The organism is Agrobacterium sp. CFBP 3001 (assembly GCF_027871605.1).
Classification (GTDB): Bacteria; Pseudomonadota; Alphaproteobacteria; order Rhizobiales; family Rhizobiaceae; genus Agrobacterium; species Agrobacterium leguminum.
In genome coordinates, this window is sequence record NZ_JAQAHD010000001.1 from 404,094 (window position 1) to 426,471 (window position 22,378).

26 protein-coding genes are annotated in these 22,378 nt (G+C 59.9%); 12 read left to right on the top strand and 14 right to left on the bottom strand.

What is annotated here, in order from left to right:
• Positions 1–178 precede the first annotated feature (178 nt).
• From fliP to PH605_RS02065, 14 genes are all read right to left on the bottom strand, one after another.
• Positions 179–916, bottom strand: a complete 738-nt coding sequence (gene fliP / locus PH605_RS02000; RefSeq protein WP_059760555.1) for a flagellar type III secretion system pore protein FliP — start codon at positions 914–916, stop codon at positions 179–181.
• The gene (locus PH605_RS02005) at positions 913–1,413 is read right to left on the bottom strand and encodes a flagellar basal body-associated FliL family protein (protein WP_065654462.1); all 501 of its coding nucleotides are present in this window, start codon (positions 1,411–1,413) and stop codon (positions 913–915) included. The genes fliP and PH605_RS02005 overlap by 4 nt, the downstream gene beginning before the upstream one ends.
• A 28-nt stretch (positions 1,414–1,441) precedes the next feature.
• Positions 1,442–2,161, bottom strand: coding sequence for a flagellar basal body L-ring protein FlgH (flgH, locus tag PH605_RS02010; protein WP_078051262.1), 720 nt, complete (start codon positions 2,159–2,161; stop codon positions 1,442–1,444).
• Positions 2,158–2,694, bottom strand: coding sequence for a MotE family protein (locus PH605_RS02015; RefSeq protein ID WP_078051261.1), 537 nt, complete (start codon positions 2,692–2,694; stop codon positions 2,158–2,160). Before PH605_RS02015 ends, flgH begins: the two co-directional genes overlap by 4 nt.
• Positions 2,691–3,812 carry a flagellar basal body P-ring protein FlgI gene (locus tag PH605_RS02020; RefSeq protein WP_142844031.1) on the bottom strand — a complete coding sequence of 374 codons (1,122 nt, stop codon included), beginning with the start codon at positions 3,810–3,812 and terminating at the stop codon, positions 2,691–2,693. The genes PH605_RS02015 and PH605_RS02020 overlap by 4 nt, the downstream gene beginning before the upstream one ends.
• Positions 3,809–4,297: a flagellar basal body P-ring formation chaperone FlgA gene (gene flgA, locus PH605_RS02025; protein WP_059760559.1), complete on the bottom strand. Its 489-nt coding sequence runs from the start codon at positions 4,295–4,297 to the stop codon at positions 3,809–3,811. Before flgA ends, PH605_RS02020 begins: the two co-directional genes overlap by 4 nt.
• A gap of 20 nt (positions 4,298–4,317) precedes the next feature.
• On the bottom strand, positions 4,318–5,106 hold the full coding sequence (flgG, locus tag PH605_RS02030; RefSeq protein WP_004432499.1) for a flagellar basal-body rod protein FlgG: 789 nt from the start codon (positions 5,104–5,106) through the stop codon (positions 4,318–4,320).
• Positions 5,107–5,124: 18 nt separating this feature from the next.
• A complete protein-coding gene (locus PH605_RS02035) occupies positions 5,125–5,460 on the bottom strand; it encodes a flagellar hook-basal body complex protein FliE (protein WP_142844030.1) in 336 nt (111 codons plus the stop codon).
• On the bottom strand, positions 5,457–5,876 hold the full coding sequence (gene flgC / locus PH605_RS02040) for a flagellar basal body rod protein FlgC (RefSeq protein WP_004432501.1): 420 nt from the start codon (positions 5,874–5,876) through the stop codon (positions 5,457–5,459). Before flgC ends, PH605_RS02035 begins: the two co-directional genes overlap by 4 nt.
• Positions 5,877–5,879: 3 nt before the next feature.
• Complete coding sequence (gene flgB, locus PH605_RS02045) at positions 5,880–6,272, bottom strand: flagellar basal body rod protein FlgB (RefSeq protein ID WP_004432502.1); 393 nt, start codon at positions 6,270–6,272, stop codon at positions 5,880–5,882.
• Between the two features lie 170 nt (positions 6,273–6,442).
• On the bottom strand, positions 6,443–6,967 hold the full coding sequence (locus PH605_RS02050; protein ID WP_374996852.1) for a hypothetical protein: 525 nt from the start codon (positions 6,965–6,967) through the stop codon (positions 6,443–6,445).
• A 42-nt stretch (positions 6,968–7,009) separates the two neighbouring features.
• Entirely contained in the window at positions 7,010–8,416 is a 1,407-nt protein-coding gene (fliI, locus tag PH605_RS02055; RefSeq protein ID WP_078051257.1) for a flagellar protein export ATPase FliI, read from the bottom strand.
• An 11-nt stretch (positions 8,417–8,427) separates the two neighbouring features.
• Positions 8,428–9,162, bottom strand: a complete 735-nt coding sequence (flgF, locus tag PH605_RS02060; protein ID WP_004432506.1) for a flagellar basal-body rod protein FlgF — start codon at positions 9,160–9,162, stop codon at positions 8,428–8,430.
• A gap of 1 nt (position 9,163) precedes the next feature.
• Positions 9,164–9,943: a DUF1217 domain-containing protein gene (locus tag PH605_RS02065; protein ID WP_035263933.1), complete on the bottom strand. Its 780-nt coding sequence runs from the start codon at positions 9,941–9,943 to the stop codon at positions 9,164–9,166.
• Positions 9,944–10,129: 186 nt separating this feature from the next.
• On the opposite strand from PH605_RS02065, the gene motA reads away from it, so the two are divergent.
• The 12 genes from motA (at position 10,130) to PH605_RS02125 (ending at position 22,307) form a co-directional block, all read left to right on the top strand.
• Positions 10,130–11,002, top strand: coding sequence for a flagellar motor stator protein MotA (motA, locus tag PH605_RS02070; protein ID WP_020010426.1), 873 nt, complete (start codon positions 10,130–10,132; stop codon positions 11,000–11,002).
• The gene (locus PH605_RS02075) at positions 10,999–11,958 is read left to right on the top strand and encodes a FliM/FliN family flagellar motor switch protein (RefSeq protein WP_065654455.1); all 960 of its coding nucleotides are present in this window, start codon (positions 10,999–11,001) and stop codon (positions 11,956–11,958) included. Before motA ends, PH605_RS02075 begins: the two co-directional genes overlap by 4 nt.
• A gap of 64 nt (positions 11,959–12,022) precedes the next feature.
• Positions 12,023–12,562, top strand: coding sequence for a flagellar motor switch protein FliN (gene fliN / locus PH605_RS02080; RefSeq protein WP_065654454.1), 540 nt, complete (start codon positions 12,023–12,025; stop codon positions 12,560–12,562).
• Between the two features lie 27 nt (positions 12,563–12,589).
• Positions 12,590–13,633: a flagellar motor switch protein FliG gene (fliG, locus tag PH605_RS02085; protein WP_020811423.1), complete on the top strand. Its 1,044-nt coding sequence runs from the start codon at positions 12,590–12,592 to the stop codon at positions 13,631–13,633.
• Between the two features lie 127 nt (positions 13,634–13,760).
• Entirely contained in the window at positions 13,761–14,843 is a 1,083-nt protein-coding gene (gene flhB / locus PH605_RS02090; RefSeq protein WP_004432517.1) for a flagellar biosynthesis protein FlhB, read from the top strand.
• Positions 14,844–14,848: 5 nt separating this feature from the next.
• Complete coding sequence (locus PH605_RS02095) at positions 14,849–15,286, top strand: hypothetical protein (RefSeq protein WP_004432518.1); 438 nt, start codon at positions 14,849–14,851, stop codon at positions 15,284–15,286.
• Positions 15,287–15,594: 308 nt separating this feature from the next.
• On the top strand, positions 15,595–16,887 hold the full coding sequence (locus tag PH605_RS02100) for a flagellin N-terminal helical domain-containing protein (protein ID WP_065654453.1): 1,293 nt from the start codon (positions 15,595–15,597) through the stop codon (positions 16,885–16,887).
• Between the two features lie 313 nt (positions 16,888–17,200).
• On the top strand, positions 17,201–17,857 hold the full coding sequence (locus PH605_RS02105; RefSeq protein ID WP_125144812.1) for a hypothetical protein: 657 nt from the start codon (positions 17,201–17,203) through the stop codon (positions 17,855–17,857).
• A complete protein-coding gene (locus PH605_RS02110) occupies positions 17,854–19,161 on the top strand; it encodes a MotB family protein (RefSeq protein ID WP_125144811.1) in 1,308 nt (435 codons plus the stop codon). Before PH605_RS02105 ends, PH605_RS02110 begins: the two co-directional genes overlap by 4 nt.
• Entirely contained in the window at positions 19,158–20,435 is a 1,278-nt protein-coding gene (gene motC / locus PH605_RS02115) for a chemotaxis protein MotC (RefSeq protein ID WP_125144810.1), read from the top strand. Before PH605_RS02110 ends, motC begins: the two co-directional genes overlap by 4 nt.
• Entirely contained in the window at positions 20,432–21,793 is a 1,362-nt protein-coding gene (fliK, locus tag PH605_RS02120; protein WP_142844029.1) for a flagellar hook-length control protein FliK, read from the top strand. Before motC ends, fliK begins: the two co-directional genes overlap by 4 nt.
• Positions 21,741–22,307: a lytic transglycosylase domain-containing protein gene (locus tag PH605_RS02125; RefSeq protein ID WP_161987685.1), complete on the top strand. Its 567-nt coding sequence runs from the start codon at positions 21,741–21,743 to the stop codon at positions 22,305–22,307. The genes fliK and PH605_RS02125 overlap by 53 nt, the downstream gene beginning before the upstream one ends.
• Positions 22,308–22,378: the final 71 nt, after the last annotated feature.

The window sequence follows — 22,378 nt, forward strand, 5'->3', positions numbered from 1 at the left end:
GAAAATACTTATGGTTACTTTTTGATTTAGTTAAATGGTAATTTTTTTATTGAAAAAGATAGTTACCAAGTCGCCAGAAAAACTGGTAACCAAAGCGTAAAAACGCGCAAAACCCGCGTAGCTGGGCGCGCGGGGTTAAAAAACAGGGTTAACGGGTGTCAATCAGGCACAGAGGCCGTCAGTTGAACGATCTGACGAGACTGCCGACCAGCAGGTTCCAGCCGTCGATCAGCACGAAGAACAGGATCTTGAACGGCAGCGAAATCGAGGTCGGCGGTAGCATCATCATGCCCATCGCCATGGTGATGGTTGCGACGATCAGATCGATGACCAGAAACGGCAGGATGATGAGAAAACCGATCTCGAAACCGCGCCGGATTTCCGACAGCATGAAGGCGGGAACCAGCACACGGTAATCGACGACATTGTCGGTCATCACTTCCTGGCCGCGCTCGCGGGCGATGTCCACGAAAAGCTTCAGATCCTTGTCACGCGTATTGGCGTTCATGAAGGTGCGGAAGGGCTCGGCGATGCGCTGCACGGCTTGCTGTTCGTTGATCTGGTTCTGCAGAAGCGGCTGCACGCCGTCGGTCCAGGCTTTGTCGAAGGTGGGCGACATGACGTAGAAGGTCATGAACATCGCCATCGACAGCAGGATCATGTTGGACGGGGTCGAAGCCAGTCCCATGCCGGATCTGAGGATCGAAAAGGCGATCACGAAGCGCGGAAAGCTCGTGACCATGATCAGGATGCCCGGCGCGACCGAGAGAACCGTCAGCAGGCCGAAGGTGCGGATGATCCATGCCGCAACGGAGCCGTCTATCTGCGTGTTGAACAGATCGGACGGAAATTGCTGGGCACTGGCAAGACCCGGCAAGGCAAGGAGGACGGCGATGGTTACAAGAAATCGAATCATTCGATGACAAAGGTCCGGAACATGACCTTGGATACGCGCCCTTGAGAGCGCAGGTCAACTCGTTCCTGAATGTCATCCTTAAGATATTGAAAGCCGCGCGGCCCTTCCAGCTGCTGAAGGGAAACGGTACGGACATAGGCCATGATGTCCTGGTGGATTTCTTCCGCGAGACCCACCTCGACCGGCCCCTTGAACATCAGCGCCACTTCCAGCCGCACCCAGTTCGTCGAGGGATAGGCGAGGTTGGTGGTAATGGGATCGAGCTGGACGATGCCGTTGGCCTCGGCCGAGATTTTCTCGATGCCCTCTTCCTTTTTCTCGCCGTGTCCGCCGGCGGCAGCCGGGGCATGCGCCTCCGCGCCGGCGATCTTCGGCGCGATCATGCCGCCCACCAGCCAGCCGCCGCCCGCGCCGAGCAGGGTGAGGATCGCAACGCCTGCGATGGTCATGACCAGAGGGGAGGATTTTTTCTTGCCCTCAGCCTGTTCGTTTTCCATGGGTCAGTCCCGTTCCCGTGTGCCGAGGTCAGAGCGGCGAGAACAGGTCGACGACCTGTTGCCCGACCGGGGGCTGCTGCACTTCCGTCAGACGTCCGCGACCGCCATAGGAGATGCGCGCTTCGGCGATGCGCTCGTAGGAGATCATGTTCTGTGCATCCACATCCTGCGGCCTGACGATACCGCCGACATTGAGGATGCGGATTTCGTGGTTGACGCGCACTTCCTGCGAACCGCTGATGATGAGGTTGCCGTTTTCCAGAATGCCGGTCACCACGGCGGCCACCAGCAGCGTCAGCTTTTCAGAACGCTTGGTCTTGCCCTTTGCCTGGGTGTCGGTGTCGGAACCGTAATTGATGCTGGAATCCGCATCCGGCGTCCATCCCAGAATCTGAGCTTTGGCCTTCCAGTTCAGCCCACTGGAATTGGTGCGGTTGCGCTCGGTCTCGTTGTCGAAGTCGGCCTTGTCGTTGATCTGGATGTTGACGGTCAGGATGTCGCCGATGTTGAGCGCGCGCAGATCCTTGAACAGGGCGCCCTGGCTGTCGCTCCACAGCGAATAGCCGCTCGCCATGTGCTTCGGCTGCTTCGGATACATGCCCATCTGCGGCGTCTGGCTGAATTGCAGGCCGCTGCCGATCGGGCTCATCGCGGGTGCGTTGCCGATTTCCTTCAGGGTCTGGTTGTTCTGGCAGCCGGCAAGCAAGGCGAGCGGCAGGAGGAGGGCCGGAAGACGACGCGTGCTCATGAAGGATCCTTCGAAGTGTTTTTATCGGTTGCCTGCGACATGATGCCGGCGACGACGGCGGCCTTCTGCGCATCCATCTCGCTGAGGATGAGGCCCGACTGGCGCGGGGGCAGCTGCATGATGATGGCGGCCGCTATTTCCACATGCATCTTTTCGAGCTGCGGCGCGGCGGCATCGGCCTTCATCGTCTTGTAGATATCGACGAGATTGCTTTTCGCCTGATTGAGGAAATGTTCGCGGCGGGCCAGCCAGTCCTCATATTCCGCCTTGCGGTCTTCCAGCACGGCAATGCGCTCATTGACGTCGGACTGCAGCTTTTCCAGCTCCTGCTTTTGCAGCAGATAGCGCTGGTCGCGGGCCGCATCGGCGATGTTGGTGCAGAATTTCTGGATTTCATCCTGCGTGCTGAGTTCCGAAACCACGTTCTGCTGGCTTTCCGCGCCAGCAGCGGGAAGCAGGAAAAGCAGCGAGGCGACGGCCGCGAAGCGGACAAGGCCGTTCGGGAAAGAGTTGTTCTTCCGAGTTTCCATCATTGCAGCACAAGCTCCGCCTGAAGGGCGCCGGCGGATTTGATGCCTTGCAGAATGGCGATGATACCGTCCGCCTTGAGCCCGATGCTGTTGAGACCGGCAACCAGCGTGCGAAGGTCAGGCCCTTCGACGATGGCAACCTTGCTGCCTTCCTGCAATGCCATGATATCCGTCTGCGGCTGAACGGCCGTCTGGCCGCGTGAGAAGGGCGCCGGCTGGATGACCTGCGGCGTTTCCGTTACCTGCACGGTCAGCGTTCCGTAGCTGACGGCGACGCGGGAGATGCGCACATCCGCGCCGATGACGATCGTGCCGGTGCGCTCGTTGATGACGACCTTGGCCGGCGTATCCGTTTCTACGGTCAGGTTTTCGATTTCCGCCATCAGCCGGGTCAGATCCGCGACACGGGGCTTCTGCACCGCGATTTCCTGCGAATCGCGCGGCTCGGCGATGGGATCGCCATAACGGGCGCGCGCAAAGGCGTTGACGACATCGGCGACGCGCACCGCTGTCGAAAAATCGGGATTGCGCAATTGAAGGACCAGATTGACCGAATCCTTGAACTTGGACGGCAGCTCCCGCTCGATGATCGCGCCGTTTGGCACGCGGGCAGAGGTCGTGACGCCCTGCGTCAGCGTCGCGGCATCGCCCTGGGCGGAAAAGCCGTTGACGATCAGCGCCCCTTGGGCGACTGCGTAAATCTGCCCGTCCGCGCCGGAAAGGGAGGTCATGATGAGCGTGCCGCCGCGCAGCGACGAGGCGTCGCCCAGCGAGCTGACCGTCACGTCGACACGGCTGCCGGGGCTGGCGAAGGGCGGCAGATTGGTCGTCACCATCACGGCGGCGATGTTCTTGGCGTTCGACTGGCCGCCCTGCGTGGTGATGCCGAGATTCTGCAGCATCGCGCGCATGGATTGCTCGGTAAACGGCGAGGAGCGCAGGCTGTCGCCCGTGCCCTGCAGGCCGACCACGAGACCGTAACCGATCAGCTGGTTGTCACGCCCCGCCTGCAGCGATGCGATATCCTTGATGCGGGATGTATCCGCGTACGCTGCCGGAACGGAAAGGAAGGGCTGGGCCGAAAACAGAACGGCCGCGGCCAGAATACGAAGCACTCTCATTTCGCCATCACCTGAATGGTTCCGTCCTTCATGACCGTGCCGTTGACGATGACGCCGGAATCGATGTTGCGCACCCGCACGATTTCGCCGAGCGAGCCGTCGGTCATCGGCGTTCCCGAAGCCATCAGCGTCATGTTGCCGATGGTGAAGACGAGTTTGACGCTGGTGCCGCGCACCACAAGCGAGGGTTCGCGCAGGGCGGCAACGGGGATCGTGCGTCCGGGAAGCAGGGTCTGCTTGGAGATCATGCCTTCCACTTCGCTGATATCGCTCGCATAACCCGAGGAAATATTGGGATTGGTCACTTCCACCGGCTTTACCTGTTCGGGCGTGATCGTCTCGCCCGGATAGATCGTGCGGGTGGGAACCAGCGCCATCGGCGCCTGGGCAAGAGCGGGCGTCAGGGCGCCCAGTGAAAAGGCAGACGCAAGGCATATACGGACGAGCGCCGTTCTGCTGCTGCTATGTTTCCGGCCAAACCTCATGTTCGCCTGCCTTTCCGTTCTTACTTCAGGTTCTTGCTGACAATCGAAGCCATTTCGTCAGCGGTGGTGATGACCTTGGAATTCATCTCGTAGGCGCGCTGCGCCGTGATGAGGTCGGTGATTTCCTTGACGGCGTCGACGTTCGAGCCTTCGAGATAGGACTGCTTGATGTAGCCGTAGCTCGGATCGTCAGGCACGCCGATCACCGCGTCGCCGGAGGCCGGCGTCTGGGCGAAGAGGTTGTCGCCGAGCGGCTTCAGGCCGGCTTCGTTGGCAAAGTTGGCGATGGTGAGCTGGCCGAGTTCGGTGAATTCCGTGGCATTGCCGATACGGGCGGTCACCTGGCCCGTGCGGGTAACGGTGATGTCCTGCGCATCGGTCGGGATATTGATGTTCGGAATGACGTTATAGCCATCGATCGTCACGAGATTGCCGTCGGCATTCTTGTTGAAGGCGCCGGCGCGGCTGTAAAGCGTCGAACCGTCAGCCGCCTCGATCTGGAACCAGCCCTGGCCGATGATCGCCACGTCCAGCTTGTTGCCGGTCTCGATCAGGTTGCCTTGGGTGTGGATGTTGCGCACGGCGGAGGTCTGCACGCCGAGGCCGATATTGGCGCCTTCCGGCACGATCGCCTGGTTGGCCCGGTTCGGCACGCCCTGCATGCGCTCGGTCTGGTAAAGAAGGTCGGTGAACTCCGCCCGCGCGCGCTTGTAACCGGTGGTGTTGATATTGGCGATGTTGTTGGCGATGACTTCCAGATTGGTCTGCTGGGCGTCCATACCGGTGGCAGCGATGGCAAGAGCTCTCATGTCAATATTCCTGCTGGGCTAGATCTGCATCTTGGTAATGTCGAGATAGGCCGACACGATCTTGTCTCGGAGCGCGATGGCGGTTTGCAGCGACTGTTCGGCCGAAAGCATGGCATCGACCACTTCACGCGTATTCGCCTTGCCCTGAATGCCTTCGAAGGAAGCGACTTCCGCCTTCTTCAGATTGTTCATCGCATCCACCGAGATATTGCCGAGAACGCTGGCGAAGCTTGCGCCCGTCTGCTGGGCGGGCGTCGTATGCTCGCTGCCGAAAACGCTTTCCGTCAGCGAGGAAATGCCGCTTGCGCCGCGGGTGAGCGAAAGGGAACTGACTTGCTTGATACCGTCGATCATTGCGATGCCTTCAGAAGGTCGATTGTGGAGGCGACGAGGTCGCGTGTCTGGCGGATGACCTGAAGATTGGCGTCGTAGCTGCGGTTTGCTTCGCGCATGTCCGCCATTTCGATCAGGATATTGACGTTCGGCATCTTCACCATGCCATTGCTGTCGGCGGCCGGGTTGCCGGGATCGTACTCGTTGACGAAATCGCCACGGTCGACGCCGAGCTTTTTCACCGTCACGCGTTCCACGCCGCTGACGCGGTCCAGCTCTGAACCGAAAGTGATGGTCTTGCGGCGATAGGGGTCGGCGCCGGGGGTGTCGCCGGTCGATCGGGCGTTGGCGATGTTTTCGGAGACGATGCGCAGTCGCGTGGACTGCACTTCCAGGCCGCTGCCGGCAATCTTGCTCGCCGCACTCAAGGGATCCATGGCTTACCTCTTAACCGTCATCAGCATCATGCGATGGAAGGATTTGACGAGATTGGCGTTCAGCTCGTACTGCCGCTTGATCTCGCCGGTCTTGGTCATTTCTTCCGCAAGCGCGACCGAATTGCCCGATTCCTGCATGCCGATCTCGTTATTGACCGGGTTGTCGCGCACCGCGATATTGTCGCTGAGTGTGCTCTCGCCGAAGTGGGCAGGGTTGGTCCTCGCCATGCCGACCTGCTGGCTGGTGGCCTGCATGACCGCTTCGAAAGGGCTGACATCCTTGGCGCGGAACTTGGGTGTGTTGGCGTTGGCGATGTTGGTCGCCACGACTTCCTGCCGCACGCTCAGCCATTCCGCTTGGCGGGATGCCAGATCGAACAGTTGAATCGGTTGCATAGACTTCTCCATCTCGTATGGCCCGAACCTACGGGGCTAATCTTGCGTCAGACTTGCGGAGAGGGGAGAAGGCGTGGAACGGCGCAAGACGCCGATATGGATGCGGCCTGCCAAAAACAAAAAGGCGCGCCGGCAGATGCGGCGCGCCTTTTGAGCCAGAGAAAAATCTTTTATTTTTCAGGACGATAGGTCTTTCCGGAAGACGTTTCTATCAGCCATTCGCCGTTGCGCTGTTCGATCTTCGTCAGCAACGCATTATCCGGCAGGGTCGAGCCGACCCTCACCATATACATGCCCGAACCGTCCTCGATCAGGGCGCGCCCGTTGGAAACATGCAGCAGACGGAAGGAGGTCTGGCCGGGGAAGGGTTGGTCCTCGATCCCGGCTGCCAGATTGTTCTGTTTTTCCTTGCCGCCTGCGTTCACGGTCGCCGTCGTCAGCATGTCGGGCAGCTCCGCCGGCGGCGGGGTGTCTTCCTTGTTGCGGTTGGTCATGGCCATCGGCGAAACGCTGAAGACTTCCCGCGGGCCAGTATGGGGCAGATCGCGGGTGCGGTCGCCGCCCGCCACTTTCATGCCGAACTTTTCTTCGTTGAAGAAAACGTACCAGGGAAAGAAGGCTGCCGCGGCAGCAAGCGTAATGCCTGTCCATGCGAGAATACGGTCGGGCGTGAAGAAAGCGGGCTTGGGCAGCACGTCTTCATCATGGCTATCGTTGGTCCGTTTTTTCTTCACGGGTCAGCCTCTCGCTCTGGGAGTTACCTGCGGCTGACCGTTCTGCGCGCCGCTCCGCAAGGCGGTCGCCAGATCAGCATAGGCATCCTGCGCCGCCGGTTCGTTCGGCAGCTGCTTTAACGTTTCGTAGATGATCGGAACCTGCTTCACCGCCATGTCGAGATCAGGATCGGTGCCGGGCCGATAACCGCCGATGAGGCGAAGATCGCGCGTTTCCTCGAAGCGATGCACCAGCGCCTTGAGGCGCGACACCAGCTTTTCCTGATCCGGTGTCCAGGCCTTCTTGGCGAGACGCGAGATCGAGGCGAGCGGATTGATTGGCGGGTAACGGCCTTCTTCGGCAAGGCTGCGGTCAAGCACGATATGGCCATCGAGAATACCGCGCGTCGAATCGGCAATCGGGTCGTTGTGATTGTCGCCATCCACCAGAATGGAGACGATGGCGGTGATGGTGCCGGTGCCTTCCGCGCCCGGTCCCGCCCGCTCCAGAAGGCGCGGCAGTTCGGTGAAGACCGAGGCCGGGTAGCCGCGCGCCACCGGCGGCTCGCCCGAAGCGACCGCCACTTCGCGGATGGCATGGGCAAAGCGCGTCACGCTGTCGATGATGAGAAGAACATTGTCGCCCTGATCGCGAAAATGTTCGGCGATGGTGACGGCGGAAAGCGGCGCCATCTTGCGCAGCATCGGGCTTTCATCGCTTGTCGCAACGACGGCGATGGACTTGCTCATGTTCTCGCCCATCGTGTCTTCGATGAATTCGCGCACTTCGCGGCCGCGTTCGCCGACAAGAGCAATCACCACCTTGTCGAAGGCGTCTGCCTTGGCGAGCATCGACAGCAGCGTGGATTTGCCCACACCGGAACCGGCGAAAATGCCGAGGCGCTGGCCGAGGCAAAGCGGCGAGAAGATATCGATTGCCCGCACACCGGTCTTGAAAGGCGTTTCCACCCTTTTGCGCGTCATCGAGGGCGGCGCATTGTTGGAAATCGAACGGCGCTCGATGCCGGAGGCCAGCGGCCCCTGGCCGTCGATGGGTTCGCCGAGCGCATTGATGGTGCGTCCGCACCAGCTGTCGTCGGGCGAGACGCGGAAGGCGCCCTTGCGGATGACGGTGTCGTGAATGCCGATCGGCTCGCCGGGCTCGATGGGGCAGACATAGCAGATGTCCGGTTCCACGCGCACCACTTCGCCGAGATGAATGCCGGTCGCGCTGCGATGGGCGACGAATTCTCCGAGCCGCACATGCCGTGACAGGCCGGAAACCGTATAGTGCCCGGCGGCGATGGTGCGGACATGCCCGCCATGCGCCACCGAGAACTCCGGATCGGCATAATGCCCTGCAAGGCTTGCTAGCTGTGCGAGCTTCGGTGAAATGGCGTCAGCCGAGAGCATGGATTCCGGCATTGTCATTACTCAGTTCCTCAACGCGCGCCGCCAAGCGTCTTGATGCCTTCGCCGAAGGTCGATTCGGTATCGCGCATCAGCGAGGAGATGCTTTCAAAGGCGCGGTTGACCTGGATGAGCTGGGTCATCTGGGAAATGCCGTTGACGTTCGACTGTTCGAGATAACCCTGAACGACGCCGACTTCATGATTGTTGACCACCGGAACCGGCTGGGCCACCGGCTTCACGCCACTATTGGGATGACGCAGGAACCCTTGCGAGAAATCCGCCTGGAAGATGCCGAGGGTGGCGACGATGTTTTCGTTCTGCCGGATGGCGCCATCGAGACCGACGGTGATCGGGCCGCCATTCGGATTGAGCTGTATCGGACCGCCGCCGGCATCGAGAACGGGATAACCGTTCGAGGAGATGAGCGCGCCGTCCGGACGCATGGTGAAGCGGCCGTCGCGGGTCAGAATCTGGCCATCGGGCGTATCCAGCGAAAACCAGGCGTCGCCCTTGATGGCGAAATCGAAGGAGTTGCCGGTCTGCTCGAAAGCGCCCTGACGGGTGGAGAGATAGTCGTTGCCCTGCGAAACGAAAGCCACCCTGGCATTCATGTCATTGTGGTTCTTGGCGACCATTTCGTCGAATTTCACTTCGGAGCCGCGGAAGCCGACCGTGTTCACATTCGCCATGTTGTCGGAAATGGTGGTGAGACGGCGCTCCAGCGCGATCTGCGAGGACAGGGCGACGTATAGTCCGGATTGCATATCATTTGCCTCCGAGTTTCAGGGAGTTGATGGAGATCAGCAGGTCCGGGGAAATGCCGTAGCCGCTGGAGGAGCCGAAAACGGCAAGAGGATCATAGGTCGTCGAGGGGTTTTGCATTTCCCACATGATGGTGAAACGCTCGAGCAGCTTGCCGACCTTTTCGGGATCCTGCAGATCCTTGATATCGATGGTTTTTTCGATGAGCGCCGCCTGTTTGTCGACATCGGCGGCGGCAAACTCGTCGGGAAGGTTGTAGGCCGTGCGAAACACCTGCGCGAGCGCATCGTCCGCCAGAAAGTCGAGGCCGGATGTAATGGTTGACGCCTTGCGTTCGAAATAAAGGGCAAGCCGGACGCCGTTATTGTCGTCGCCCGCTTCCTGTTCCAGCGTCTGGCGGGTGTATTTGCCGATGACGCCCGATTTGGCGGCCTCGGTGGAGGTCGCCGCGGCCCCCAGGCCGGCAAAATCCAGCGACTTCGCAAAATCCGCATAACGGCTGTCGGAGAGCTTGTTGGCGAAGGCGTCCTTGTCCGAGGTGCCTTCCGTCAGCACCTTGCGGATGAAGGCCTTCGCATAGGCCATATCCTCGAGCCCGTGCGCCTTCAGCGCGTAATTGTAAAGGCGCGTATCGGCCATGAAATCGTCGATGGATTTCACATCGCCGATCTTCGCGCGGTAATATTCGGTCTCGCGCGCCACGTCGGGCTGCTCCGACACACGCTCAAGCGATTTGCCGATATCCTGACTGATCAGTCTGTAGCTGGTGTAGGTGGAAGTCACTGAACCGCCGCTCTCGTTTGATCCCGATCTCAAGGCGCACGTCCGCCTTTGCCGGCATAGTGCCGTGGCTTGCTTGTGCGAAACTGGCTGGAGGCGGCAGCGCGGGAGAGGCTTTGCGGACAGGTTCACGCAAGCCACATTTTTTAGACATGGGGGCATGGAACACTGTTCGGGCGTGGTCGATCAATGAATATTGTAATTGGACTTATAATCACCTTCGGCTGCATCATCGGCGGCTATATGGCGATGGGCGGTCATCTGGACGTGCTTGTTCAGCCGTTCGAATTGATGATCATTGGCGGCGCCGGTCTCGGCGGCTTCATTATGGCGAACCCCATGAAGGTCGTGAAGGACTCGGGCAAGGCGCTCGGCGAGGCCTTCAAGCATTCGGTCCCGAAGGAGCGAAACTATCTCGACGTGCTCGGCGTGCTTTATTCGCTGATGCGCGATCTGCGCACGAAATCGCGCAACGAGATCGAGGCCCATATCGACAATCCGGAAGAATCCTCGATCTTCCAGAGCGCGCCCTCGGTTCTGAAAAACAAGGAACTGACCTCGTTCATCTGTGACTATGTCCGCCTCATCATCATCGGCAACGCCCGCAGCCACGAAATCGAGGCGCTGATGGATGAGGAAATCGAGACCATCCTGAACGACAAGCTGAAACCCTATCACGCGATCACCACCATGGGCGATTCTTTCCCCGCCATCGGTATCGTCGCGGCGGTTCTCGGCGTCATCAAGGCCATGGGCAAGATCAACGAATCGCCGGAAGTGCTGGGCGGCCTGATCGGCGCCGCACTCGTCGGCACCATGCTCGGCATCATCCTGTCCTATTCGATCTGCAACCCGCTCGCGTCCCAGGTCAAGATCGTCCGCACCAAGCAGCACCGCCTCTACATCATCGTCAAGCAGACGCTGATCGCCTACATGAACGGCTCGGTGCCGCAGGTCGCGCTCGAATACGGCCGCAAGACCATCTCCAACTACGAGCGGCCGTCGATTGACGCCGTCGAACAGGAGATGATGAACCCCGGCGGCGAAAACAAGGCGGCATGACGATGGCAAAAGCTGCAGCACAACAAGCACCCGCCATCGACACCGCCCTTCTCGCAAAATTGACGGGTGGGTTGTCCGACCGCAAGACGATCGCCAAGATCGGCTCCGATATCGGCCATCTCTACAGCGAATTCCTGCCTGATATCTTCCACAGCGAGACCGGCATCGCCATCGACGTCGAATATGTCGGCTCCGAATCGGGACTGATGACCGACCTGATCGCCAATGTCGGGCGCAACGTCGCGGTTGCCGATTGTTCCCTGCGCAACTGGTGCCCCAATTTCATGATGACGGTCGGCAACGGCTTCGTCATCGCGCTCATGGAGCGCATGCTGGGCGCGTCGCCGGACATGATCGGCGAACCGGACGAGCGCAGCCTGTCCCATATCGAGCTCGACCTCGCGGCCATGGTTCTTGGCCGCATCGCAGGCGTCCTGCGCTCCGGCGTCAACGCGCCGGGCGGTTTTGAAGCGACCATTGAGCCGCCCTTCAATTCCAACGGAAAGAGCGCCTTCGACGAGATGATCGCCGGCCTCTACGGCGTGACCATCCGCATGAAGATCGTTATCGGCAAGGTATCCTCGGAATTCTCGCTGATCGTGCCGCAGCGCCCCCTGCTCAAGACCTCCATCGTTGCCCCCAAGGCTTCAGCCCAGGCGCTGAAGAAGCAGGAGGAATGGATGGAGATGATCTCGGAGCAGGTGAAGCGGTCGCAGGTCACGCTCGAGGCGCGCATCAAGCTTGAAACACTGACGCTCAGGACGATTTCCAAGCTGGTGGCCGGTGATGTCATCCCGTTCCAGGCTCTGAAGCAGGACGATATCGGCGTCGAGGTCAGCGCCAACGGTTCCAAGCTCTACAATTGCGAATTCGGCAAGTCCGGCGACCGCTACATGGTTCGGGTGAAGAACAATGTCAGCACGGACGACGAGATCTTACGACATTTGATGGGTTAAATCCTGCCTGGCCTTTTTGGGTTCTGGGCAGGCTGACGCAAGTTTCAAAGGGAATAATCAGCGCATGGCTACGAAGAAAACACCTGTGACCGATGATGCGGCGTTGCCGTCGTTTGAAGACGGCGGCGACCTCGACCAGGCTATCGGCGATCTGCGTGGCGTCCTCAAGACGGATGCGGAAGGTTCGCTCTCCGATTTCGGCGACTTCGGCGATTTCGGCAGCACGGACGAGGTCTCGACGGATACCGACCTTTCCGCTTTCGGTGGCGGAACGGCCGATTTTGGGATGGATGATTTTGCCGCCGCCCCGCAGGTTGCGGGCGTGAAGGCGCCGCTTGGCAGCGGATTGTCCGAAAACATGGAAATGATCATGGACATCCCGATCGATGTCCAGATCGTGCTTGGCACCAGCAGAATGCTCGTTTCGGGGCTGATGAGCCTTGAAGAGGGCGCAACGATCGCGCTTGATCGCAAGATCGGCGAGCCGGTCGAGATCATGGTGAATGGCCGCCGTATTGCGCGCGGTGAAATAACGGTTCTGGAAGACGACGATACGCGCTTCGGCGTAAAATTGATTGAAGTACTGAGTACGAAGAAAGCCTGATCCCTGTGGGGACGGAGAGGAAAGACCATGATGGACTTCGAGGATTTCGGTAACCCCCTGGCAGGGAAACCGTTGTCTCAGGCCGACAAGGCGGCCGCGGTGCTTCTTGCCATGGGCAAGGGCGTCGCCGGCAAGCTGCTGAAATTTTTCACGCAGCACGAATTGCAGATGATCATTTCCTCGGCCCAGACCCTGCGTGTCATTCCTCCCGATGAGCTTGCCCAGATAGTCGCCGAATTCGAAGACCTGTTCACCGAAGGAACGGGCCTCATGGACAATGCCAAGGCAATCGAGAGCATTCTCGAAGAGGGCCTCACCCCTGAAGAGGTGGACAGCCTTCTCGGCCGTCGCGCGGCCTTCCAGGCCTATGAAGCGTCGATCTGGGACCGCCTGCAGGAAGCCGAGCCGGAATTCGTCGGCAAGTTCCTGCTGCGCGAACATCCGCAGACCATCGCCTATATCCTCTCCATGCTGCCTTCTTCCTTCGGCGCTAAGGTTCTCCTGACCATTCCGGAAGAGCAGCGCGCCGATATCATGAACCGTACCGTCAATATGAAGGAAGTCAGCCCGACGGCTGCCCAGATCATCGAGAAGCGTGTGGTCAACCTCATCAACGAAATCGAGGCCGAGCGTAATGCCGGCGGTTCCACGAAGGTTGCCGATCTGATGAACGAACTGGACAAGCCGCAGGTCGATACGCTGCTCAGCTCGCTCGAGACGCTCAGCAAGGAAGCCGCAAACAAGGTCAAGCCAAAGATCTTCCTCTTCGACGACCTCATGTTCATGCCGCAGCGCAGCCGTGTCCTGCTGCTCAACGATGTCTCGGCCGATGTTCTGACGATGGCGCTGCGCGGCGCCACGATGGAAATCAAGGAATGTGTGCTCTCCAGCATCAGCCCGCGCCAGCGCCGCATGATCGAATCGGACCTTGCGGTGCCGCAGGCCTCGATCAACACCCGCGAAGTGGCAATCGCACGCCGCGCCGTCGCGCAGGAAGCGATCCGGCTCGCCAATTCCGGCCAGATCCAGCTGAAGGAAGCTTCCGCGGAGGAACAACCGGCCGCTGCTTGAGCGGAAGCCGGTTGATAACCCGCCCTTACGGCGGAAGCGGCCATTGCGATGGCCGGTCACGGGCGCTAGTTTCGGGATTGACGGCCTGCCGGGATCGGCGGGCCTTTTTTGATCCCGGAGACGTGCCTTGGCAGACGATCAGGACAAGGACAGTAAAACAGAAGCCCCAACGGAGAAAAAACTCCGTGATGCGGCGGAAAAGGGCAATCTTCCGTTTTCTCGCGAAGTGCCGATCTTTGCGTCGTCGCTCGCCTTTTATTGTTACCTGGTCTTCTTCCTGCCCGATGGCGCCGGTCGTCTTGGCGTCACATTGAAGGACCTGTTCGGCCAGCCCGAACAGTGGGACCTCAGCACCCGGCCGGATGCCCTGTCGCTATTGTATTTTCTCGGCACCTCGATGGCCTATCTGCTCATGCCGGCGATGATCATGTTCATCGTCTTCGGGCTTGCCTCGTCGTTTTTCCAGAACCTGCCGTCGCCGGTGCTTGAGCGGGTGCGTCCGCAATGGTCGCGCGTCTCGCCGGCGAAGGGCTTCACGCGCATCTACAGCAAGCAGGGTTTCGTTGAATTCGGCAAATCCGTATTCAAGATCATGATCGTCTCGGTGATCATGTTCCTTGCCCTGCGTGGCGATTTTTACAGCCTCATCGATCTGATGTTCTCCGATCCGCAGGTGATTTTCGTCCGCGTCGTCGAGATCGTCAAAAAGATGATGGTCGTGATTCTGCTTTCGACCGCGCTGCTTGCCGCCGTCGACGTTTTGTGGACGCGCCACCACTGGTTCAGCCAGCTGAAGATGACGAAGCATGAGGTGAAGGAAGAATACAAGCAGTCGCAGGGCGACCCCGTGGTCAAATCCCGCCAGCGCTCCATCGCCCGCGACCGTGCCCGCCGCCGCATGATCAACAATGTGCCGCGCGCCACACTCGTCATCGCCAACCCGACACACTTTGCGGTGGCGCTGCGTTATGTTCGCGAAGAAGGCGACGCACCTGTCGTCGTCGCCAAGGGTCAGGACCTTATCGCATTGAAAATCCGCGAGATTGCGGAAGAAAACAATATCCCCGTTTTTGAAGACCCGCCGCTTGCACGCTCCATGTTTGCGCAAGTCTCGGTAGATAGTGTGATTCCACCAGTCTTTTACAAGGCTGTGGCTGAGCTCGTTCACCGGGTTTACGCCATGAAGTCATCGAAAATACGGGTTCAATAAAACCAATGAAAAAATCCGCCTATTCCGAACAGCGGGAAATGATCGTCGCAGAGGCGATCAACCCGATTGCCACCGAACTTCGATTGTTAGACCCGGCCGACCTGATTTCGCTGCTTCGATTCGAGTGCTACGGCAGTATCGCCGACCTCGTTTCATCGGCTGCGGAGCTTTATTATCATCCCGGTACGATCAATTTCGGCGCCGGCGGCGAATATAAGCTCGAATGGGAAGGCGCGCCGGAGATCGTCCTCGATCTCGAACTGAAGCCGAAGGGCGCCACGGTCTATGCGCGATTGACGCTCGCCAACGAGCATGCGGCGATTGAGATCAATCACGTCTCGTTTCAGAATCCTTCCGAAAATCCGGACGAGAACACCGAGTTTCTTCGTCAAAGCCTGACGGCTGCCCGATTCGTGCCCACCCGTCAGGGCGAAGCGGCTTAACCGGATCACCCGCTCCCTATTTCCGTCATCTCCGTTGCGCGCGCCGAAATCGCGGGCGCAACAGCCTCATTCCGGTGCGTTTTAATCCGAGCTTGCCTGAAGCCTGCCGGTTTATGCGAAACACGGCTGCGAAAGCGAGGAACGCCTTGCAAATCAGGCTCGTTGTTTGTTACCTATCGTATTAACGATTTGTTAACGAACGGCAGGTCGCGGTGGTCGGTTCAGACCATTGCCGATGCGCATGATGCCCCTGCTCGTTGTCGGCACAGCGCCGGATTTTTTCTTAAATTTTGAGTTGGGTGGACCCCATGACCAGCATTTTGACCAATGCGGCGGCAATGGCCGCGCTGCAAACCCTGCGGATGATCGACAAGAATCTGGAAACGACGCAGGCGCGCGTGTCTTCCGGCTATCGTGTCGAGACTGCGGCGGACAACGCGGCCTACTGGTCCATTGCAACGACAATGCGCTCCGACAACAATGCGCTTTCGGCCGTGCAGGATGCTTTGGGTCTGGGCGCCGCCAAGGTCGATACCGCCTATGACGCGCTTGAAAGCACGATCGAGGTCGTCAAGCAGATCAAGGCCAAGCTCGTCGCCGCCTATGGCGTGGGTGCCGACCGCAGCAAGATTCAGGATGAAATCAAGCAGCTTCAGGAACAGCTGAAGAGCATCTCCGAATCGGCCTCCTTCTCGGGTGAAAATTGGCTGCAGGCCAGTATCAGCAACGGTGGCACGCCGCCGGTTGAAGAATCGATCACCAAAAAGGTCGTCGCATCCTTCACCCGCACTGGCTCGGGCAATGTCGGGGTCACCACCGTTGACTACACGCTCGACAGCAGCACCGTCCTTTTCGACCTCAGTGGCGGAAAGCTCGGTATTCTCGACAAAAACGCCGTTTTCGTCAGTAAGACGGAATATGAAGTCACCCAGACCTCGACGACCGCCGGCACGGCGACGCAGGCGGGTTTTGTCGTACCGAAGCTCACCGACGCAGAAATCGGCGCGCTGAATGCCGCAACGACGGATACGAATACGGATCCGAATGTCTATAGCGACGGCACCGCTAATTATCTCCGCCTTGCCGAAAATGTATGGGTCAAGGTGACGGGGACGGATCCGTCGAGCGGCGGCACCACCGTTTCTCCTGCCTATCGCGACACCAGCAGCAACGACTGGTTTTACGATACCAGCAGCGGAGCAGCTTCGGCCGCTCGTTCCCTCGGCTTTTCCGTTTCCACCCTCGATCTCGGCAATCTCGATATCGTTGCCGCGGCCATGGGCGGTTTTGCCGGCGGCGGCACGACCTATACCGACGCAGACGCCATCGACATGATGATGTCCTTCGTCGACGGGCAGCTTGAGGCGATGACCAGCACGGCTTCCAGCCTGGGTTCGCTGCAGAGCCGCATCAGCATGCAGGACAACTTCGTTTCCAGCCTGATGGATGTGATCGACAAGGGCATCGGCCGTCTCGTCGATGCCGACATGAACGAGGAATCGACCAGGCTGAAGGCGCTGCAGACGCAGCAGCAGCTCGGCATCCAGGCGCTCTCCATCGCCAACGCCAATGCGGAAAATATTCTCCAGCTCTTCAAGTAACGGCTCTGGCCGGCGTGGGCGCGCGGGGATGAATTGGCGCAGGCTTCCTGATCGAGCCCGCCTTCATCCTCGCACAAGTTTGAACACCTAACGTCGGGTCAGTATGGGGCGGATCGCATGGCGTGATCCGGCCGGGAAACATGGAAGAGACGGGCAGGGTAGCAAGGATGACGGTGGTGCCGCCAAACGGCTTAGAGCATTTCCAGGAAAAGTGGACCCCGGTTTTCCGTCCGGAAATGCGGCGAGGCTTTTGCGATTCGCGCGGGCGACGAAACATGTCTGGCCGCTTTCTCCTGTTTTGCCGGGGGCAGGCATGAGCGCGTCCATCGCACGGTTTCTCAAGGACTTCGGTGAAGCGCAACCGCAACCGGCGGCGCAGGCCTTCGGCGACCCGTTGGCCGATACGGATTTCCTGTCCGGTTTTGCCGACGGCGCTTCCGGTTTCGACGAATTTGCTCCCGTCGATGTGGAGAGCGAGAAACAGGCGGCCTATGACCGCGGCCGCGAAGATGCTACCCGCGAGATCACCGAGAAGATGCAGGCGGAGCGGGAAGAGCTGATCGCCGCCCATGCGGCCGAGCTGGAGGCCCTGCGTTCGGGACACCTCGAAGAAATCGCGGCTTCCCTGTCCCGTGGTCTGCGCGAGGGTATCGACGCGATTGCGGCCAATCTCAGCGAACAGACCGCCAATATCCTTGCTCCGGTCCTGACGGAAAAGCTGTCGCTGAAGGCGGTCTCGGCGCTGGCGGATGTGGTGCGTAGCGCCATGCCGGATGGCGAAGGGGTCACGCTTGTCGTGAAAGGCCCGAAAGATTTGTTCGAGCGGCTGAAGACGCAGCCGGGCTTTGAAGAAGAAACGATGAAATTTACCGAGACCACCGATATCGATCTTTCCGTCGAGTTGGGTGAAAGCGTGTTCGTGACGCGCATGTCCGCCTGGGCGTCCAGTCTTCGCAAGGTGATGAAATGAGTGAAGGCGAAAATCACCACCACGGTAAAAACGAGATCATCATCGTCAAGCGCCACAAGGGCGGTCATGACGGCGCCCATGGCGGTGCGTGGAAAATCGCCTATGCCGACTTCATGACGGCGATGATGGCGTTCTTCCTCGTCATGTGGCTGGTCAATGCCGCCAATGAGGAAACCAAGGCCTCGGTCGCCAGCTACTTCAACCCGATCAAGCTGTCCGATGAGAAACCCTCGTCCAAGGGGCTGGAAAAGCCGGTGGACAAGGAAGAGGGCGTCCAGAAGAAGGACCAGTCCAACATCCAGGCGGAAAAGGTCACCAAAGGCTCGGCCGCGGCGACGGGCGAAGACCTGACCTCGCAGACCGGTGAGCAGTCGAACTTCTCCGAAGCGGACTTTTTCGAAAATCCCTATTCCGTGCTGGCGGAAATCGCCCAGCAGGTGGGCCAGCAGGCCAATGTCAGCGCCAAGGGCGAGGGCGGCGCCGCCGATTCCGGCCCGGCGACCGGCGCTAGCGGCGGTGAAGCCTATCGCGATCCGTTCGATCCCGATTTCTGGACCCAGCAGGTGAAAATCACCCGCGCCGATCAGCCGCAGAAACCGGTTGAACAGCAGCAAGTCGCCGAGAGCAAACAGGAGGATGCGGCCGAAAACGCTCAGGCGGTCGCGCTCAAGGCGTCCGAGACACCGGCCGACAAGGCGGAAGACGGCAAATCGATGGAAGTCGCCGCCGTTGTGCCGCAGCAGCGCCCGGATGCCGCCGAGCAGGCAGCGCTCGCGCAGCCAAAGCCGGACGAGCCGCGCCAGGCGAGCGATGCAGAGCAAAAGGCCAGCGACGCCGACTGGGAAAAGGCCGACACGCTGCGCGAAGAGATCGAGAAGCAGATATCCGGCATTACCGGCAAGCTTTCCGAAGGTCTGGTGGTGACGCCGGCCGAAGGCGGATTGCTGCTCACCATTTCCGACCAGACGGAAACGCCGATGTTCAATATCGGATCGGCCGTTCCCCGGCGTGAAATGGTTCTGGCCATGGAAAAAATCGGCAAACTGCTTCAGGAGCGCGGTGGCAGCGTGGTGATACGCGGCCATACCGACGGACGGCAGTTCAAGGGCGAGGCCAATGACAACTGGCGGCTTTCCATGGATCGCGCCCATAGCGCCTATTACATGCTGGTGCGCGGCGGCCTGTCGGAAGAGCGGGTAAAGCAGGTGTCGGGTTTTGCGGACCGCAGATTGCAGGTGCCGGCGGACCCTCTGGCGGACGCCAACCGCCGCATCGAAATTCTGCTTGAGGCCGATCGGGGGTGAGTGTGACGAAAACCTCGAAACGCTGGCTTCTTCTTGCGGCGACGCTTTGCGGTCTCGGCTCCGAGCCGGGCAGGGCGTTTTCGCAGTCGCAAGACAATCTCATGCCTTATGCCATGCTCCGCTCACTGCAATTCGTGCAGGATTCGGTCGCCATGGGCGACCATTCCGCTTCGGAAATGCAGCGATTTCTACTTCAGACCATCGACGAGCGGCTGAAGAGCGCGCCTTCGGCGATCTTCAAGGATCCGCGCAATGTCGATGCGGCGCTCATCTATGCGATGAGCGGCGGCAATCCGGCCACGCTGGAACTGCTGGTCGCGCGCGATGTGGATGGCAATTTCGACAGCCGCGTTGCCGATATCCTGCGCAAATACCTCTCCGGCAAGGGAACGCTTGTCGCGCAGAGCATTGCGGCCATGGTGCCGGAATATCGCGGCAAGCGGATCGGCGCCTACCTTGCGCTGATCGGCGGCAATGTGACGATCCCGCGCGATCCGCTGGCGGCGCTTGGTTTTTACGATATCGCCCGGCTCGAAGCGCCGGGTACCATCGTCGAGGAGGCCGCATTGCGCCGTTCGCTCGCCATCGCGGTCGAGGACGGCGATGCGGCACGCGGCGTCGAATATGCGCAGCGTTATGCGCGGCGGTTCCTGCATTCGCCCTATGCCAGCCAGTTTGCGGACCTTCTGGTCTCGCTGGTGGTCAAGCGCGCCGATTCCATCGGGGAGGAGGCGATACAGGAAACCTTCGCCATGATGGATACCGAGAGGCAGAAGGAAGCCTATCTGCGGCTTTCCCGCCTCGCGGCGATCAGCGGCAAGGATTCGCTGGCGCGCATGGCGGCTTTGAAGGCGAAGGCGCTATCTCCTGCGCTGCCGGGTGAGCCGGAAGTACAGGCAAATCTCTATGAAAGCCTTTCCAACATCGGCACGCCCGATGTGGTGAGCGCAATCGAGACAATAGGGCAGATTCCCGAAGCGCAGCTTTCGGATCGGGACAGGGCCTTGCGGGAGGCGGCAAGAGCGATTGCCGAGCAGGTGGTTCGTCCTCCTTCTCCGCAGTCCGGCGTCGAGGCCGACACTGCGGCCACGAAGGACACCGGGCGGAATGCGCCCGAAAACGAAGCGAACGCTGCCGATGCAAGAAGCATATGGCGGGTCGAAACCCAGAAGGCTGACGATGAGGGCGACAACGTGCGGCAACTCGTGACGAGCGGTCGCAGCAAGCTCGATGAAATCGACAGCCTGTTGAAGAAAGGCGAGGGGGCACCATGATCGACGCAGCCATCAATGCGATAATGAATGCGCCGCCATCCGATCCGCGCGCCGGCAGCGCCAGCGTCAGGGACGACGCCAAGGGCGGCAGTTTCGGCGATGTCCTTTCCACGGTTCGGGACGAGCGCCCGCCGCAGGCGCTGCATTCGCGGCATCAGCAGGACGAGAACCCGGCTGAAGAGCAGCAGGCGCAGCCCGATGGCGAGGCGGAAAAGATGGATGTCCCGGTCAAGCGGCCCGCAACATTTCTCAATGTGATCGTCAACGAGCATGCCGGCGAAGGTCGTGCCCAGGAGACGGTGGCCGAGTTTCAAAACGCCGTGAAAACGGCCCGCACAACGCCGGAAAACGGCAAGACCGGCAAGAAGCTCAAGGACGACGCCGACAAGGACGCCGAGGTGACGGACGATACGATCGATCCGAAGCTGGCGGAACTGCGGCTGGTGACAGCCAATACCGCCGATATGGCGACGGCCAAGACACCGCTTGAGGAAATTGCACAGGCGATTGCCGGCAAGGCCGACGCGGTGAAATCAGACCGCGCTGAACCTGTCCGAGGCAAGGTCGAGCATTCGGTCAAGGACATGCCGACAGGGATCGCACCAGCCGGTAACGAGGCGGGTTCTGCTTCGGAAAACGAGGGGGATGCCTCGGCATTCCGTTTTTCGTCTCCGCGATCAGGCGCGGCGCGGGCTCTGGATATGAGCACCGTTCAGCGTGAAGGCCGTGTCGAGTTCGATGCACGCGAAAGCACCGGCAAGGCGGCCGACACCATAACGGTTCTTGATTCGCGGCGGTTCATCGGCCTGGCGCCCTCGACCAACGCGTCGGCCCTGACCGGCCTGATCGTCAACGATCCGGAATGGGTGAGCGCCATGCAGCCCGGTTCGTCGCTCTCCAATGCGGCGGCCCAGAGCAGCACCGGCAAGGTCGTCCATACGCTGAAGCTGCACATGACGCCGATCGAGCTTGGATCGGTGACAATGTCGCTGCGGCTTGCCGGTGACGAGCTTGCCGTTCACATGACGGTGGAGAGTGTTGCGGCCTATAAAAAGCTCCAGGAAGACAGCAAGAGCATCCTCGATGGTCTCAAGGCGCAGGGTCTGACGGTCGATAACATCACCATCAGCATCGCTTCTTCCGACAAGAGTGACCAAACGGGCACACAAGGCAACAATCAGCAAAATCAGCAGGCGCAGCAGCAGGGTCAGCAGGCCGCCGCCGGGCGCAACCGTGACGAGTCCGGAGCACGGGGCGAGCGGCAAGGCAATGGCGATAATTTGGGGGTGCATAATGAAGGCATGGATGGCGTTTCTGGCTCTGCCCGCTCTTCTGCTGACAATGGCGTCTACCTCTGAGAACGCGTCCGCTTCGGCAACGTCAGGTGTCTGTGAAAGAGAGATCCAGTCGGCGGCCCGCAAATATGGCGTGCCGGAGGGAATTCTCTATTCGGTGGGGCTGACCGAAACGGGCCGCAAGGGGCGTCTCGACCCCAACGCCATGAATATCGAGGGAAAACCGGTATTTGCCTCCTCCACCGAGGAGGCTTTGACCACTTTTGAAGCGGCGAAGCGCAACGGCGCCAAGCTGATCGACCTCGGATGCATGCAGATAAATCATTATTTCCATGGCGAAAACTTCGCATCCGCACGGGAAATGTTCGATCCGCGCCGCAATGTGGAATATGCCGCCATGTTTCTGCGCAACCTCCACAACAGGCATGAAACCTGGACCATGGCGGTCGCGCGCTATCATGCCGGCCCCAACAATGATCCGGCGCAGAAGAAATATGTCTGTCGTGTCATCGCCAATCTGGTGGCGACGGGCTACGGAAAATGGACCGCCAACGCGAAAAATTTCTGCAACGGTTAACAACCTGAAATTGCTTTCAGGCGCCGCGGGACTCGTATTTTGAAATGTGGCGATAGATTGATCGAAAAAAG